General features: G+C 63.7%; 11 protein-coding genes. 7 read left to right on the forward strand and 4 right to left on the reverse strand.

Annotated features, from left to right (window positions below; genetic code table 11):
* Nucleotides 1-14: 14 nt before the first annotated feature.
* The 5 genes from ileS to SIN04_RS18825 all read left to right on the forward strand — a co-directional run bounded on the left by ileS (nucleotide 15) and on the right by SIN04_RS18825 (nucleotide 7,527).
* The gene (ileS, locus tag SIN04_RS18805; RefSeq protein ID WP_134491743.1) at nucleotides 15-3,134 is read left to right on the forward strand and encodes an isoleucine--tRNA ligase; all 3,120 of its coding nucleotides are present in this window, start codon (nucleotides 15-17) and stop codon (nucleotides 3,132-3,134) included.
* Nucleotides 3,131-3,625 (forward strand): signal peptidase II, encoded by a 495-nt coding sequence (gene lspA / locus SIN04_RS18810; RefSeq protein WP_134491745.1) that lies wholly within the window; start codon nucleotides 3,131-3,133, stop codon nucleotides 3,623-3,625. Before ileS ends, lspA begins: the two co-directional genes overlap by 4 nt.
* Before the next feature lie 151 nt (nucleotides 3,626-3,776).
* Nucleotides 3,777-4,445, forward strand: a complete 669-nt coding sequence (locus SIN04_RS18815) for a hypothetical protein (RefSeq protein WP_174512492.1) — start codon at nucleotides 3,777-3,779, stop codon at nucleotides 4,443-4,445.
* A 233-nt stretch (nucleotides 4,446-4,678) separates the two neighbouring features.
* Nucleotides 4,679-6,046, forward strand: a complete 1,368-nt coding sequence (locus SIN04_RS18820) for a M16 family metallopeptidase (RefSeq protein WP_423135985.1) — start codon at nucleotides 4,679-4,681, stop codon at nucleotides 6,044-6,046.
* 242 nt (nucleotides 6,047-6,288) lie between these two features.
* The gene (locus tag SIN04_RS18825; RefSeq protein WP_244606005.1) at nucleotides 6,289-7,527 is read left to right on the forward strand and encodes a M16 family metallopeptidase; all 1,239 of its coding nucleotides are present in this window, start codon (nucleotides 6,289-6,291) and stop codon (nucleotides 7,525-7,527) included.
* Between the two features lie 264 nt (nucleotides 7,528-7,791).
* Here the strand turns inward: SIN04_RS18825 and SIN04_RS18830 are convergent, their stop codons facing one another.
* The gene (locus tag SIN04_RS18830) at nucleotides 7,792-9,405 is read right to left on the reverse strand and encodes a thaumatin family protein (RefSeq protein WP_134491753.1); all 1,614 of its coding nucleotides are present in this window, start codon (nucleotides 9,403-9,405) and stop codon (nucleotides 7,792-7,794) included.
* 579 nt (nucleotides 9,406-9,984) lie between these two features.
* Between SIN04_RS18830 and mutL the strand changes: the two genes are divergently transcribed.
* A complete protein-coding gene (mutL, locus tag SIN04_RS18835) occupies nucleotides 9,985-11,823 on the forward strand; it encodes a DNA mismatch repair endonuclease MutL (RefSeq protein WP_134491755.1) in 1,839 nt (612 codons plus the stop codon).
* On the opposite strand, the gene SIN04_RS18840 is transcribed toward mutL, so the two are convergent.
* On the reverse strand, nucleotides 11,806-12,813 hold the full coding sequence (locus SIN04_RS18840; protein ID WP_134491757.1) for a lysozyme inhibitor LprI family protein: 1,008 nt from the start codon (nucleotides 12,811-12,813) through the stop codon (nucleotides 11,806-11,808). The genes mutL and SIN04_RS18840 overlap by 18 nt on opposite strands.
* Nucleotides 12,814-12,994: 181 nt before the next feature.
* Between SIN04_RS18840 and purD the strand changes: the two genes are divergently transcribed.
* Nucleotides 12,995-14,287, forward strand: coding sequence for a phosphoribosylamine--glycine ligase (gene purD, locus SIN04_RS18845; protein ID WP_134491759.1), 1,293 nt, complete (start codon nucleotides 12,995-12,997; stop codon nucleotides 14,285-14,287).
* 179 nt (nucleotides 14,288-14,466) lie between these two features.
* On the opposite strand, the gene rsmD is transcribed toward purD, so the two are convergent.
* The gene (gene rsmD, locus SIN04_RS18850) at nucleotides 14,467-15,021 is read right to left on the reverse strand and encodes a 16S rRNA (guanine(966)-N(2))-methyltransferase RsmD (protein ID WP_134492668.1); all 555 of its coding nucleotides are present in this window, start codon (nucleotides 15,019-15,021) and stop codon (nucleotides 14,467-14,469) included.
* Between the two features lie 4 nt (nucleotides 15,022-15,025).
* On the reverse strand, nucleotides 15,026-16,906 hold the full coding sequence (locus SIN04_RS18855) for a pseudouridine synthase (RefSeq protein ID WP_134492670.1): 1,881 nt from the start codon (nucleotides 16,904-16,906) through the stop codon (nucleotides 15,026-15,028).
* Nucleotides 16,907-16,983 lie beyond the last annotated feature (77 nt).

Below are 16,983 nucleotides of genomic sequence, written 5' to 3' on the forward strand. Positions count from 1 at the left end.
ATTGCAGAATCAAAATGACTGAGACGGACCGGGCGCAAGGCGCGCCCCATGAGCGTGACGCCGAGGCCGGACAAAAGCCGGCGGACTATTCAAAAAGCCTTTATCTGCCGCAGACGGATTTTCCGATGCGGGCCGGATTGCCGAAGAAGGAGCCGGAGCTGCTCGCCTATTGGCGCGAGATCGGGCTTTACGAGCGCATGCGCCAGGCGGCGAAGGGGCGCGAAAAATTCGTCCTGCACGATGGGCCGCCCTACGCCAATGGCAACATCCATATCGGCCATGCGCTGAACAAGATCCTGAAAGACCTCGTCGCGCGCTCGCAGCAGATGCTCGGCAAGGACGCCAATTATGTGCCGGGCTGGGACTGCCACGGGCTGCCGATCGAATGGAAGATCGAGGAGCAATATCGCGCCAAGGGGCGCAACAAGGACGAGGTTCCGATCAATGAGTTCCGGCGCGAATGCCGCGTCTTCGCCGAGCATTGGGTCGGCGTCCAGCGCGAGGAGTTCAAGCGCTTGGGGGTCAATGGCGATTGGGACCATCCCTATCTCACCATGACCTATCCGGCGGAGGCGACGATCGCCCGCGAGATCATGAAGTTCGCCGAAAACGGGCTGCTCTATCGCGGCTCGAAGCCGGTGATGTGGAGCGTCGTCGAAAAGACCGCTCTGGCCGAGGCCGAGGTGGAATACGAGGATCACGTCAGCGACACGGTTTTCGTGGCGTTTCCGGTCGCAAGCGCCGATGAGACCAAGCGGCTCGCATTGTGGCAGTCGGAGATGGCGATAAGAGCCGGCGTTCCTATCCCGATGGATTCTGTCTTTGCTCGCGTCGAGAGTTTGGTTGCCCATGGCGCGAAGATTGTCATCTGGACGACCACGCCTTGGACGATCCCGGCCAATCGCGCGATCAGCTTTTCATCGAAGATTGCCTACGGCCTTTATCGCGTGAGGGCGACGCCTGAAGGCAATTGGGCGAAGCCTGGTGATCTTTACATCCTCGCGGATGCGCTTGCCGACAGCGCTTTCGCTGCGGCGAAAGTCGAAGCTTTTGAACGTGTTCGCGATGTTTCTCCTTACGAGCTCTGGGTGATCGAGGCGCGCCATCCTCTTGCCGCGACCGTGCCCGGCTATGACTTCAAGGTGCCGCTGTTCGATGGCGACCACGTCACCGCCGATACCGGCACGGGCTTCGTCCATACCGCGCCGGGTCACGGCCGCGACGATTTTGACGTCTGGATGGCCCACTCTCGCGAATTGCAGGCGCGCGGCATTGAGACCCGCATCCCCTATACCGTCGACGCCGACGGCTTTTTCACCAAGGATGCGCCGGGCTTCACGGGCCGCCGCGTCCTCGACGACAAAGGCAACAAGAGCGACGCCAATGACGCGGTCATCAAGGCGCTGATCGAGGCCGGCAATCTTGTCGCTCGCGGAAAACTGAAGCACCAGTATCCGCATTCGTGGCGCTCGAAAAAGCCGCTCATTTTCCGCAACACGCCGCAATGGTTCATCGCGCTCGATAAAGATTTCGAGCCGACAGATGCGCGCACGCTCGAGGGCTCCGAGAAAACCTTGCGGACCATCGCCCTGCGCGAGATCGCCGTCACCAAATGGCACCCGGCGTCGGGCGAAAACCGCATCACCGGCATGATCGCCAACCGGCCGGACTGGGTTGTCTCGCGCCAGCGCGCCTGGGGCGTGCCGATCGCCATCTTCGTCCATAAGCAAGGCTCCGAAAAGGGCGAGCCGCTCCGCGATCCTGAGGTCAACAAGCGGATCGCCGACGCCTTCGAGGCCGAGGGCGCCGATGCGTGGTTCGCGGAAGGGGCCGCCGCGCGCTTTCTCGGCAACGGCTACGCTCCCGAACAGTACGAGAAAATCGACGACGTTCTCGACGTCTGGTTCGATTCCGGCTCGACGCACGCCTTCACGCTCGATGATCCGGTCCATTTTCCCGGCCTCGCCAATATCCGCCGCAAGCGCGACGGCGGCGGCGACGAGATCATGTATCTTGAAGGCTCGGACCAGCATCGCGGCTGGTTCCACTCTTCGCTTCTTGAATCCTGCGGCACGCGCGGCAGGGCGCCTTTCGACCTCGTTCTGACGCATGGCTTCGTGCTGGACGAGAAGGGCCAGAAAATGTCGAAGTCGGTCGGCAACGTCACCGCGCCGCAGACCATCATCAAGGAGGCGGGCGCCGATATTCTGCGCCTGTGGGTCGCGGCCTCCGACTATTCCGACGATCTGCGCATCGGGCCGGAGATCCTCAAAACCTTCGTCGAGACCTATCGCAAGCTGCGCAACACGATCCGCTGGATGCTGGGTTCTCTCGCGCATTACGAGCCGGCGCGCGCGGTGGCGCATAAGGATATGGGCGAACTCGAGCGTTTGATGCTGCATCGGCTGGCGGAGCTTGATGAGGACATCCGCGACGCCTATCAGCGCTTCGATCTGAAGCGCGTCGTCGCGCGGCTTTCCTCTTTCCTCAACACCGATCTTTCGGCGTTTTACTTCGACATTCGCAAGGATGCGCTTTATTGCGAGCCGCCATCGAGCCAGAAGCGTCTCGCGGCGCTTTCCGCGATCGAACAAATCTTTCGCGCCGTCACGCTGTGGCTTGCGCCGATTCTCGTCTTTACCTCGGAGGAGGCGTGGCGCTCGCGTTACCCGGACAAAGCCTCGGTGCATCTCGAAACCCTTCCTGATGTTCCGGCTGACTGGCGCGATGACGCTTTGGCCGCCAAATGGGAGAACATCCGCCGCATCCGCGCGGTCGTTACCGGCGCGCTCGAGATCGAGCGGGCGCAAAAGCGCATCGGCTCCTCGCTCGAAGCCGCGCCACGGGTGTTTATTAAGGATGACGGCCTGCGGGCGGCGCTGGACGGCGTCGACTTTGCCGAAATCTGCATCACCTCCGACATCGCAATCGAGGCGGGCGAGGGACCGGCTGACGCGTTCCGTCTTGACGAGGTTCCGGGCGTCGCCGTTGTTCCGCATCGCGCCGAGGGCAGAAAATGCGCGCGGTCGTGGCGGATTTCGACGCTGGTCGGGTCCGATCCCGACTATCCCGACGTCACGCCGCGCGACGCCGGGGCCTTGCGCGAATTGACGGCGGCGGGACGTTGGCCGTGACGCCCCGCGCGATTGGCCTCATTGTCGCCGTGCTGACGCTGGCTCTGGATCAGGCCAACAAGCTATGGCTGATTTTCGTGTTTGGCATCGAGAGGCGCCAGCCGGTCGCGCTGGCGCCCTTCCTTGATGTCGTCTACGCGAAGAATCCGGGCATTTCCTATTCGCTGTTCAGCGCCCGGACCGATCTCCAGCGTTATACCTTGCTTGCCGTCACATTGGCGGCGACGGCGTTTCTTCTCGTCTGGCTCTGGCGCTCAAAAACAATGCTTATCGCCTGCGCGCTCGGCCTCATCGTCGGCGGCGCGCTCGGCAACGCCTATGACCGCATAGCCTATGGTTTCGTCGCGGATTTCTATCATTTCCACGTCGGATCCTTCTCCTGGTATGTCTTCAACCTCGCGGACGCGGCGATTGTCGTCGGCGTCGGACTTTTGATCTGCGAGTCCCTGTTCGGCGCGAAGCCGGCGGGGGAGGGCGCCTCTGTTGGATAATGACATTTTAACTGTTTTCTGCCCCTAAATTGCCCCGATGGCGCCCGATGTTGCGGGATCGAACGCCGCCGCGCGGCGCGAGGCGGGTCTATGCCGCCCAGGCCTTTTTTTGCCAAGTCGATTTTGAAAAAGACGCTCGAGGATGAACGCTATGGTCTCTGACAGAGTTAAGACGCGCCCGAGCGCGGCGGCGCCCTCTCTCCAGCTCATTGCCGCCATTTTCGCCCTCGCGGCGTCGATTGGCGCATCGCCGGCGTGGGCGCAGGCTCCGGAGCAGGGCGGCAATCCGGTTAACTCGGTGCTCGGCTTCTTCGGCATGCAGCCCGACAAAAGTAAGGAAGAGATCGATTATCGCGCCCGGGCGCCGCTGGTCGTCCCGCCCCGCTTCGATCTCCCAAAGCCGAAAGAAGTCGCCCACGGCGCCGACTGGCCGAACGATCCGGACATTTCCGAGCGGCGCCACGCCGCCGCGGCCGCGCAGCGGCCTGCGCCGCAAGCGCGCGGTGAAACCGCGTCTCAGGAAGAAGGCGGCCGCGCCGAAGCGCCGGGCGCAGGAGGGACGCCCGACGATTGTCAGCCGGGCGCGCTCTGCATCAATGCGCCGTGGAAAATTCTGCAAAACATGGTCGGCGGAGTGACCGGCGCAAAGCCCGAGACGGACACAGTGGCCACGGGAGAGGAACCGCCGCGTAATTACCTGACCGAGCCGCCGTCCGGATATCGCAAGCCATTGGAGGACGCCACTGCGACGGCGGAGCCAGCGAAAGAGACGCCCGACCCGGCCAATACGAAGGCCTATGTCGGCCCGCAGCCGCATTAAGACTTCCGTCGAGAATTGATCGGCCCGAGGCGCGGTTGCCGCCGATCGGGCGCGGCTTTGGCCGCGGCGCGGGACAAACTCGGCGCCGCAGCCGCCGCCCCGATGGCGGCTTTGACCTTGCTAAAGCCCGTAACGCTTTCTAAGTTCTGTTTAATAGAGGCGACGCGCGCCCGGCGCACGCTTCCCGCCCTCAGCATGCTTTGCCGCGGGATCTGCAGAAAGCGATGTACGAAATGTCTTTTGGCCAATCCGCAGCGGCGCCCGGCGCGCTTTTTCTGAACCCCTCCGCGCAGTCCACAGCCAAGCCCGCGGGCCCCGCCATTACCGAGGCAAAGCTCGCCAATGGGCTCGACATCGTCGTCATTCCGGACCATCGCGCGCCCGTCGTCACCCACATGGTCTGGTATCGCAACGGTTCGGCCGACGATCCGCTGGGCAAATCCGGCATCGCGCATTTCCTTGAACATCTGATGTTCAAGGGCACCAGGAATAATCCGCAGGGAAAATTCTCCGAGCTTGTCGCCGATTCCGGCGGCCAGGAGAACGCCTTCACCTCAAATGACTACACCGCCTATTTCCAGCGCGTCGCCAAGGATCAACTCGCCGTCTGCATGGAATATGAGGCAGACCGCATGAAGAACCTTGTTCTTTCGGACGAGATCGTCGCGCCCGAGCGCGAAGTGGTGCTGGAGGAGCGGCGGATGCGCACGGATTCTGATCCGTCCGATCAATTGAACGAAGCGGTGCAGGCGGCGCTGTTCACGCAGCACCCTTACGGCCGGCCGATCATCGGCTGGAACCATGAGATCGAGGGCCTCGACCGCGTTGACGCGCTCGCCTATTATGATCGTTTCTATACGCCCGAAAACGCCATTCTCGTCGTCGCCGGCGATGTCGAGCCGGCCGAGGTCATTGCGCTGGCGGAAAACATCTACGGTCAGATCCCGGCGCGCGGCAAAGCGCCGGAGCGGATGCGCCCGCGCGAGCCTTCGCCGCGCGCGCATCGCCTCGTCACCCTCGCGGATGAGAAGGTCGAGCAGCCCTCGTATCAGAGCGTCTATCTGGTGCCGTCCTATCGCACGGCGGAAAAAGGCGTCGGGGAGGCGCTCGAGGTTCTCGGCCATCTTCTCGGCGGGGGCCAGACGAGCCTTCTCTTCAAGAGCCTCGTCATGGAGCAGAAGATCGCGGTCGCGGCCGGCGCGCATTATCTCGGCACGGCGGTCGACGACACGCGCTTTTACGTCGTCGCCGTGCCGGCGCCCGGAGTTCCCCTCGATCGCCTTGACGCCGCGATCGACGCCGTCATCGCCCGTGCCGCCGCCGGCGGCGTTGATGAGGCCGATTTCCTCCGCGCCAAGACCCGCCTCATCGCCGATGCGGTCTATGCGCAGGACAGTCAGGCGTCATTGGCGCGCTGGTATGGCGCGGCTCTCGCGACAGGGCTCAGCGTTGAGGATGTCGCAAAATGGCCGGAACGGATCGAGGCGGTGACCCTCGAGGACGTGCGCAAGGCTGCGCTTTGGCTCGACAAGAAGCGTAGCGTGACCGGATTTCTGTTGTCGGCGCCTGGTCATGATTCCGGCCTTGAGCTTGACGGCTGATACATGACCGGGCGGCGCAGGCCGCCCAATCAAGCTCAGGATTTTTGAGTTCGCATCATTTCATCGGCGATCCGGCGTCCGGTTTTCGGAAATGATGCTTAGATATCCCCTTGTTCGCCGCATCCGGCATCGTCCCGCGCGGCCTATCGGAAGTGACGCACATGACCGCGCCTGCAACCACAACGGATGCGCCGACCCTCACGCCGGGGCTGAAGACAAACGAGCGAGGCTCCCGCGCCTCGATGGTCCAGAAAGTCGTCTCGAAAGGCGGCATTGAGGCCTGGCTCGTCGAGGATTACGCGGTGCCGCTCGTCGCGGTCGAATTCGCCTTCAAGGGCGGCGCCTCGCAGGATCCGGCCGGCAAGCCCGGCGCCGCCAATCTCCTCGCGGGCCTCATCGACGAAGGCGCCGGGCCCTATGACGCTGAAGCCTTCCATCGCGCTCTCGACGAGGACGCGATCGAACTCTCCTTTTCGGCCGATCGCGATATACTCTCCGGGCGGCTGCAGACCCTCTCGCGCAACAGCGCGCAAGCCTTTTCTCTGCTGCGGCTCGCGGTCAATGAAGCGCGGCTCGAGGCCGAGCCCTTTGAGCGCGTCCTGAGCCAGATCGCCGCCGGCCTGAAGAGCGAGGCGAACGAGCCGGATTATGTCGCCGGCCGCACTTTTCGCGAGAAGGCTTTTCCCGGGCATCCCTACGGCCTGCCGGTGCGCGGCGATCTTTCCGTGCTGCCGGCGCTGACGCGTGGCGATCTGGTCGAGCTGCGTGGAAAGATCTTCGCGCGCGACACGCTTAAGATCGCTGTTGTCGGCGCGATCGACGCTGCGACCCTTGCCGGCCACCTCGATGACGTGTTCGGCCCTCTGCCGCAGGCTTCGCATATCGCGCCGGTCGCGGACGCGCTGCTTTCCGGCGAAGGCGATCGCTTCGTCGTCGATATTGACGTTCCGCAATCGACGATCCGTTTCGGCCGTCAGGGCCTTGCCCGCATGGACCCCGATTTCATCGCCTCGATGGTCGTCAATCATGTGCTCGGCGGCGGCGTGTTTTCGGCGCGGCTCTTTCGCGAGGTGCGCGAAAAGCGCGGCCTTGCCTATTCCGTCTATTCGCAGCTTATCACCTATGATCATGGCTCGATGCTTTACGGCGGCACCTCGACCAAGAATGAGCGCGCCGCCGAATCGATGACGGTGATCGCGGGCGAGATCGCGAGCCTTTCGGAGCAGGGGCCGACCGAGGAGGAGCTTGAGAAGGCGAAGAAATATCTCATCGGCTCCTATGCGCTGCGCTTCGACACTTCGACCAAGATCGCCTCGCAGCTCCTGCACCTTCAGACGGACGGCTTCGGCGTCGACTATCTCGACGAACGCAACAGGCTGATCGCGGCGGTGACGATGGAAGACGCCAAGCGCGCGGCCAAGCGCCTCTTCGGCGACGCGAAGCTTCTCGTCGCGGTGGCCGGCCGTCCCGAGGGGATGTGAGGGGCGGCAGAGGCAAAGGCCTTAATCTCGCAGGATTGCCTCGGCGCAGTCGCTAGAGCGCTTTCCGATCGAATGGAGTCATTCGATCGATCAGAAATCGCTTGAGATTCATAAACTTGAGCATATTTTTGTCGATCAGATCGAACCGATCTGATCGGATTATGCTCTAAGGCGGCAAACGCGTTTTATTGCTCGACCGCTGCTCACAACAAAGGCGCGAGGCCGCAAGGCTCCGCGCCTTTAATGGTTAAAGACTGACCGCGCTCAGGGGGTCGCCCACCGGCATATGACGCCTTCGTTGCCGGCGCCGCCGGGAGAAAGATTGCAAGCCCAGGGTGAAGCTCCTGTAGGCGAGGGATGAGCGACGGCGAACGTCGCCTTATCGATATTTACAGGTACGTCACAGGGCTTGGAGTTACTGCCGGGTCCGCCATATTGGGTGGAGTAGCCATATATTGTCGGCAAATCGCTGCAAACTGGAATTGCGCCAGCGGGAGTGATCGGCACCGTTGTGCCTCCCGGCGCAAAGATGATCCTGTAAAGCGGTGCGTCGCCACCATAGACCTGAGGGTCGTTGGGCCAAGTATAAGCCTTGTGCATGACGTGGTGCATGACATCATCCCCTATGCAGCCTTTGGGATTGTCGCCGACGATATCGCTGCAATGTCCAAACGGAGGCTGCGTCGAGAAGAACTGCTGACCGGTTACGGGGTCGATATAGCCGTAAGGAAAGGTGCAGATATTTGATGGGCAGGTCGCATTTTTGATGAATGCCCGGCCTTGGCAGGTATGATCCAATTTAGAGCCTGGATTGTTCCAGCATGACGTTCCCTGCTTGCAATCGCTATCCTGCGTGCATTTCACGCCGAACACGGATCCTACAGGATATTCATTGAGGCAAAACGATTTCCAGCGATAGCAACGGGTGTTGTGGTCCGAAGAGTCGCAGTCCGCGGCCGGCACGTCGGGGAAGGCATATCTCGCACAATTCGAGAAACAGGCCACCGTGCCGTCGCCGCCTAACGGTTTGCCGTCATTTCCAACGATGACAAAAGCGTAGATCCCTGACGTGAGGTCTGAGCGTTGGAGGCGAAACTTCTCCAGGCATCGGGCGTCGCTCCGCATGTCCTGTCCGTGTTTCGTAAGGGGGTAGTTCTGGGCCAGCCACTGGATGTCATGGCCCCCCAGCGCGTCGAAAGGGTCAACGGAGTGGCCGCCAACCGGCTGAATGTCCATATTCAAGTTCACGCCATCGACCGCGCTGATGTCCGGCGAATCCTTGAAATAAGTGATGTTGCCGGCCGTGACCTGCTCATAGAATGTCCATTCGGCGACCGTCGTGCCTACCGATGCTCCAAGCTTGGCGGCGCTACAATCATATTTGCCGCCGCAGCCGCCCGTTTCGCATTGAGCCCTGTCGCTTGCGATGTCATAACGGCAACCTGTTCGCGCCCAGATCCTCGGGCCGGTCGAGCCTGGGCCGATGGTGGACTCCCATTTCGGCGGCACGTCTATGGTGAGGATATTTCCATTGGGCGTGGACGGCGGATACGGCTGCATCACCCAGGTCTTCTCTCGCGGGAAAACCGATTTCAGGGGCACGACGCCTGCCTTTCCGGCCGCGTTCGCAGCGCCAAGCACAACCTGGTTCGAACAGTTGACCAGTTGTAGCACCCTGTGGACGGCGGGCTGCTGTGGTGTGGGCGTGGGCAGGCCCTGCAGGCACGGATCTACAACCTGCGCGTGAGCATGGGCGCCCCAAAACAACGGGATGATTGAACCGAACCCAAAAGCCAAAAGTGCAATGATAATGATTTTGTGGGTCAGGCGCGTTGCCTTCTGACCCGAAATCAATTGTATCGGAATTGCTGCTGTCATGACGCTAACCTCTGAAGCAGCCTTTTCCGGCTTACATAAGCCGATATTCTACGGGCAGCTGCATCTACTCAAGCGTGCCCCGATTCTGCACGCTTGACAAGCAGCAAAACAGGGCCGCGCCTCATGAACAGGCGCCGCCGCGGGGCCGCTCCAACATCCGGGCGGCCGGATGCGCAAGGGCGCGCCACAGAGATGGAATCAGGCCCATCCGCCGCCTCGACGGCGTCCTCGAGACCGCATCCGCCCCCGACATATTGTGCGCCGCCGTATAAGCGATCGGCGGCGCGTTGACGCCAGGTCGGCTGGCAAGCCTGGCGCAACGGCGGATTTTCAGAATTGGAACCGATGCCGGCGCGCCGCGTGGGCAAGAACACGTGGCGGACGGATCTTTCCCGTTGAAATCATGATAGCGTAAAAACGCTTTGGAAAAGCGCCCCGCCTCAGGCCTCGCCCATTCGCTTAAGGCCGAGATACGACTATTCTGGAGTTCCTGTTCTTGACAGGCGGCCTCGCCGTCTTCGGCTCGCCGCCGAAGCATGATCCTTGGGCGCCCGGCGCCTGCAAGCAAATGTGAGCGCCATGCCCATCCGCCGCCTTGATCCCGTTCTTGTCGACCGCATCGCAGCGGGCGAAGTTGTAGAGCGGCCGGCCTCGGCTCTGAAAGAGCTGGTCGAAAACGCGCTCGACGCCGGGGCCGCCCGCATCGACATTGCAATCGAGGCTGGCGGCAAGCGTCTCATCCGCGTCATCGACAATGGCGCTGGCATGTCGGCGGAGGATCTCGACCTCGCCGTCGAGCGACATGCGACGTCAAAACTCCCCGACGGCGATCTCTCGGCCATCGCGACCCTTGGCTTTCGCGGCGAGGCTCTACCCTCGATCGGCTCCATCGCGACGCTCGAAATCTTTTCACGCACGAAAGAAGCCACGCAAGGCGCCCGCATCCGCGTCGACCAGGGCGTCAAGCAGCCCGTCGCGCCCGCCGCGCAGCCGCAGGGCGCGCGCGTCGAAATCCGCGATCTCTTCGCCGGCACGCCAGCCCGCCTCAAATTTTTGAAAACCGATCGCGCCGAGGCGCGCGCCTGCGCCGATGTCGTCCAGCGCCTCGCCATGGCGCATCCTGGTGTGCGCTTCAGCTTTTCGGCGAGCGAGGCGGCGGGTTTCGATCTTCCCGCCTGCGCGCCGGGAGAAGATGGGCTTTTGACGCGGCTCTCTTCCATCCTCGGCGCCGAGTTCCGCCCCAATGCGCTGCGGGTCGAGGCCGCGCGCGAGGGCTTCCGGCTCGAAGGCTTCGCCGGCCTGCCGACCTGGCATCGCGCCAGCCCCTCGGCGCAATATGTGTTCGTCAACGGGCGTCCCGTGCGCGACAAGCTTCTCATCGGCGCCGTGCGCGCCGCCTATATGGATTATCTCCCCTCAGGCCGTCATCCGGCGCTCGTTCTGTTCATCGCCTGCGATCCCCACGAGGTCGACGTCAACGTCCATCCCGCCAAGGCGGAAGTGCGTTTTCGCGACGCGGGCCTCGTGCGCGGGCTTTTGATCGGCGCGCTGAAACAAACTTTGCAGGGCGCCCTGCATCGCGCAACGCCGACCAATGGCGCGGCGGCTCTCGATCTTCTCGCGCGGCGCGGCGCGCCGCAACAGGGCGGGCGCTTTAGCGGGCAGGGCGCCCCCGTGGCCGATTGGGACTGGCGGCGCTCCCCGTTTCATCCAGATCCCGGCCAGACTGCACATGTGGGCTTCGCCGAGCCGGCGCAAGCGGCGTTCCAGGCCTTGGGCGGCGATCTCGCCCTTGCCGCGCGCGCGGAGCCTGAGGCGCCTTCCAATGAGGTCTGCGAGGCCCCGCTCGGCGCGGCGCGGGCGCAGATTCACGAGACCTATATTGTGGCGCAAACGCGCGACGGGATTGTCATCGTCGATCAGCACGCCGCCCATGAGCGCCTCGTCTATGAGCGGCTGAAGGCGGCGCGCGCTGGCCGGGCCGCGCCGCGGCAGGCGCTGCTCGTGCCGGTGATCGTCGAAATGGCGCAAAGCGAAGTCGGCCTCATTGAAGAGGCGGCCCCGCTGCTCGCCGAGTTCGGCCTGATCGTCGAATCCTTCGGGCCGGGCGCCATCGCCGTGCAGGAAATGCCCGCCGCGCTGAAAAGCGCCGACGCGGCAAGGCTCATACGCGATCTCGCCTCGACGCTCGGGGAAGATGGCCATGCCGCTTCGCTCGAGCGGCGGCTCGATCATGTGCTCGCGACCATGGCCTGCCATCATTCCGTGCGCGCCGGGCGGCGGCTTTTAATCGAAGAGATGAACGCCCTGCTGCGCGATATGGAGCGCACGCCCGGCTCCGGCCAATGCAATCACGGGCGTCCGACCTATGTCGAATTGAAGCTCACAGACGTCGAAAGACTATTTGGACGGCGATGAGTCCTTGGGCGCTTCCTGCGCCAGATAATCAAGCTTCAGATAGGGCCGTAGAACCGCCGCGGGAAAATCGCAGGCGTAGGAGCCCTCGAAATAGGCGCCCAGCGCATAAGGATCGAACGTCACCTCGGCCTTGTCGGCCGAAAAGCTCCATCGCGTCAGGTCCTTAATGCTGTCTTCGATCGTTTTCTTCTGTTCCTCCGCGCTGATGACGCCATAGGGATCGTCCGGCATTTTTTCGTGCTTTTGCTGTTTGATCTGCTCAAGGCAGGAAGCGACGAATTTTTGCCGCGCGGCGGGCTCAAACAGATCGGAGAAGGACAGCTCCTTGCCGCTTTGAAGGTCGATGGCGAAATTCGATGTGCTCGAATTGCCATGCGCGCCGCCGGAAAAATCATAAAGCTCAATATGGCCAAAGGCGAACTTTGCCGAGGCGAAGGGCGCGCTGACGTCGAGCACATAGGAATAGACCATATTCTGCCGGATATCGCTTTGGTCGATCTTTGGAACTTCCTTCAAAAGAGCGTCGATCTTGGCGTTGAAGAGCTTTTCGCCGGGCAGATTCGGGTCGGAAAATTTCAGCGCCGTGACGTCGAGATCATATTGGTTCGGTTTGCCGACATGCTGGATCAGCACCGGAACGAAGGTTTGCGCGGGGGCGGGACCGCTCATGGGTTCGCCGGAAAGAAAGGCGCGGCGCGCTTGCGTCTCATCGTTGAGGCATGAGGCGATCCGATCGCCCTCGCGCCCGAGGCAAACGTCGGCGCGGCGCTTCAGCCATCGCCTTTGCGAGATCAAAAGCGCGGTTTTCTGGGGCGGCGGCAGCTTCAAAGCCAGCGCGTCATAGGCTTTGGTCATCGTCGCGTCCGCGGCCTCGGCCGCCGGATCGCCGCAGATCGCCAGTTCCGCCGGCGCCTTCGCCTTCGCGCAGTCGAGCGCCCAGGCTGGAGCCGCCGCGAAAACGAGGGCGGAAAGATAGAATGCTGCGCGCATCGCGGATCCCTTTAAGAAAGCGGCCGCTCCGAGAATATCTAAAAATAGACCGGAAATCTTGGCTCAAGCTGACCGATCCTCCCTTTCAAGGCCGAACTTGAAATCGGCGCGCCTTGCCGTGATAAGAGGGCCGGCCGAGGCCCTAGAGGGCCAGGAGAGACAACAAAGGTTTTCGCGCGGCATGAACGTTCTTCTTCTGGGCTCCGGCGGGCGCGAACATGCGATCGCCATAGCGCTCGCCAAAAGCCCGCTCCTGACCCGGCTCTTCGCGGCGCCGGGCAACCCCGGCATTGCGCGCCTCGCGCGGCTGGCGGCGCTGGATCTTGCCGATCATGCCGCGATCATTGGCTTCTGCAAGGCGAACGCCATCGCTCTCGTCATCGTTGGTCCCGAGGCGCCGTTGGTCGCTGGGCTCGTTGACGATCTCGAAGCCTGTGGCGTCAAGGCTTTCGGCCCCAGCAGGGTGGCGGCGCAACTCGAGGGCTCGAAGGCCTTTACGAAGGGCTTTTGCGCGCGCTTCAATATTCCCACGGCGGCTTTCGGACGCTTCGATGATGCGGGCGCCGCCAAGGCCTATGTACGGGAAAAAGGCGCGCCGATCGTCATCAAGGCCGATGGCCTGGCCGCCGGCAAGGGCGTCGTCGTCGCCATGACCGTCGCGGAGGCGGAGGCCGCCATAGACATGATGTTTTCGGGCGGCTTCGGCGCCGCGGGCAAGACCATTGTCGTCGAAGAGTTTCTGAAAGGCGAGGAGGCCTCCTTCTTCGCGCTCTGCGATGGCGAGCATGCGCTGAGCTTTGCGTCCGCGCAGGATCATAAGCGCGTCGGCGAGGCCGAAAGCGGCCCGAACACCGGCGGAATGGGCGCCTATTCGCCGGCGCCGATCATGGATGAGGCCATGTCCGCGCGCGTGATGCGCGACATCATCGAGCCGACGGTCAAGGGCATGGCCGCGATGGGCATGCCTTTCAGGGGGGTGTTGTTCGCGGGACTGATGATCGGTGAGGATGGCCCGAAGCTCATCGAGTATAATGTGCGCTTCGGCGATCCGGAGACGCAGGTCATGCTGCCGCGTCTCAACGATGATTTGCTGACGCTCATCATAGAATGCGTCGAAGGCCGCCTGCCGCAACGGCCGGTGCGCCTGTCGCCGAAGACGGCGCTCAGCGTCGTGCTCGCCGCGAAGGGTTATCCCGACGCGCCGCTCAAGGGCGGCGAGATCAAGGGCGCGGCGCGCGCCGAAGCCATGCCGTTCGTGACGGTGACCCATGCCGGAACCAGGCTCGAGGGCGAGCGGCTCATCGCCGACGGCGGACGCGTGTTGAATGTGACGGCGCTCGGCAATGATATCGCCGAGGCGCAAAGCCGCGCCTATGCCGCGGTCGACGCGATCGACTGGCCGGACGGATTTTGCCGGCGCGACATTGGCTGGCGCGCTTTGAAACTTTTTCGCGAGGGCTCCCGTAAAGCCTGACATACCGGCGCTGCGCCGGCATGGTCGTAGGAGCGTTCTAACCTACCGTGTCGTGCCAGGTCGCCTCACCACCGAGGACCTTGGCGCGGCGATCAAGCAGGGCGGCGGAGAAGCGGCGTTCGGGATGGCCGTCGCGCGGCAGGCCGCGTCATTGTGCAGCCCAAAACAATTTGCGCGCGTCAGCCGGCGCTCGCAAAAACCACTTGCGTATCGCCGAACTGGCGAATTTCGCGCGGCGCAAAACCGTCCGGCAGCGCCACTTCGCTCTGTGTTGTTTCCTCAATCAGAACGAGGGCGCCTTTTTCGAGCCAGCCGCCCTCGCGCAGGGCCGTGAGCGCGGGCGCGGCGAGACCCCTGCCATAAGGCGGATCAAGGAAGGCGATATCATAGCGCTCGTCCTTCGGCGCGGCGCCGAGTTTGCGTGCGTCCCTCCGCAGCACCCGCGTTGTCTGGCCTAGCCCCAAAGCCTCGATGTTGGCGCGGATGATCGCCGCCGCCTGCGCGCTCTGATCAACGAAGAGCGCAAAGGCCGCGCCGCGCGAAAGAGCTTCGATCGCCAGCGCGCCCGTGCCGGCGAAAACGTCGATCACACGCGCCCCCTCGACGGGCGCGCCATAGCCGTGCTCCAGAATATTGAACAGGCTTTCGCGCAGACGGTCCGATGTTGGCCGAATGGAGTCGGAGGCTGGTCCCTTGAGCGTGCGGCCTTTCAGCCGGCCGCCGACGATACGCATGGATTTAAGGTTTTCCGCGCGGGCGCCCTTTGCCGGGACGCCCTTTCCCTGCATCGCCCGTGCCCCTCGACGCGCCCGTGGGCTTGCCGGGGCGCTTGCCGCCAAAAGACGGTTTGCCGCCGCGGCCGCCCGGACCTTGATCCTTGCCGCGAAAATGCGAAGCTGCGCCGCTTGGCGGCGTCTCCGGCTGAGCGCCGCGCTTTCTCTTATCCGACGGCGCCCCGGTCCGCGCGCCGGGGGTCCGTTGCCCCTGGGCTTTGCCGGGGGCGCCGCCAAAGCGCTTCGCGGCCCCCCGGTCTGCTGGCCGCGAGTCAGTGCGGGCACCGGAGGTTTTCGTTCCGCGATAGGGTTCGCCAGAGCGCTTCGCCGCCGCGCTCCGCGCGGGCCGGGCGTCGGTCCGTGAGCGGTCCTTGTCGCCGTCATAGGGGCGTCGGACTTTTGCCGCTGGCGCGCCGCCTTCTGCCCGCCTTTGCGGACGCGCGGCGGCTGCGTCCGTCGTGGCGCGATGCTCCTTCGCCTCAAAGGGCGCGCGTACGCGGCCGGGGCCGCGCATGGGCCGCTCCGATACGCCGTGACGCTGCTGGCGCTCCGCCTCGAAACGGCGGCTGTTGCGCGTGTTCGGCGGCGGGTTCTCGCCTTTTCGCTCCTCAAATCGGGCTTTCGCCTTGCCGCGCGCGGCTCGCTCGACGGGGACGAGACGTTCGACGGGGACGGTTCGCCCGCTGCGGTCGGCGGTCTCGCTGCGCTCGATCCGTTTGCGCGCGCTGCCTGGCTCCGCGCCATCCTCGCGCAATGCCGAAATATGTTTGCGCGGGGCTGGCGCCGGTTTTTTGCGAGCCTCGGGCCGAGGCGACAAAACCAGCGGCTGCCGTTCACCTCGGCGCATCGGGCGGTCCGGCGGCGCTCTGCGCGCGCCATCATCGCTCTGCCGTGCTGCGCGGGCGGGCTTTCCGCGCGGCGACTCAACGGGGGCGTCGGGCTCCGCCGCGGCGCCGGCAAAATCGACGCCGGCCGCCTCGGCCAGCGCCGGCCCCAATTGGTCGCGCAGGACGCGGGTTCGGATCTCCTCAAAGCCGCCCTCAGGAAGGTCGGCCAGCTGGAACGGCCCGAACGACAGCCGGATCAACCGATTGACCTCGAGCCCCAGATGTTCGAGCACGCGCTTGACTTCACGGTTCTTGCCTTCGCGCAGGCCCATGGTCAGCCAGCTATTGGCGCCTTGCACGCGATCGAGCTTCGCCTCGATCTCGGCGTAATTCACGCCATCGATAGTAACGCCGTGGCGCAGCTGATCCAGCACGGCTTGATCGGTCGAACCCTTTGCGCGCACGCGATAGCGGCGCACCCAGCCGGTCGAGGGCAGCTCCAGAACGCGGGCGAGACCGCCGTCATTGGTCAGCAGCAACAGCCCTTCGGTATTGATATCGAGGCGACCGATGCTGACGAGACGGGGCGCATCCGGCCAATGCTCGCGCAGATAATCGAAAATGGTCTGCCGCCCTTCGGGATCGCGCTCCGTCGTGACGAGGCCGCGCGGCTTGTGGAACAGGAAGAGCCGGGTCGGCGCGCGCTGCGCGAGCGGGGCGCCGTCGATGGTGATCTCGTCGTCATCGCCGACATTGACCGCCGGACTGGCGAGGACAACGCCATTGAGGGCGACGCGGCCCTCGCTGATCCAGGCTTCCGCATCGCGCCGCGAACAGGCGCCGGCTCTCGCTATGACCTTGGCGATGCGCTGCGGGCCGGCGGCGACCGCAGGAGCTTCGGTTCTGGTCTTTCGCTCAGGTTCGGCAAGGGGCGCGATTTTTTTCCGCGCCGGACGGGCCGCTGGTCCGCGGGAAGAATGAGAAGAGGGTGGATGGTGTTTCGTCGGGTCATCGCGCATATAGCCCAATAGCAGACTCTGCGCCGAAAGGGGAACCGAAGGCGGTGGGAAAAGGCGCCATTTGTTCAAAAGCGCCT

The sequence above is a fragment of the Methylocella tundrae genome, assembly GCF_038024855.1.
GTDB classification, from domain to species: domain Bacteria; phylum Pseudomonadota; class Alphaproteobacteria; order Rhizobiales; family Beijerinckiaceae; genus Methylocapsa; species Methylocapsa tundrae.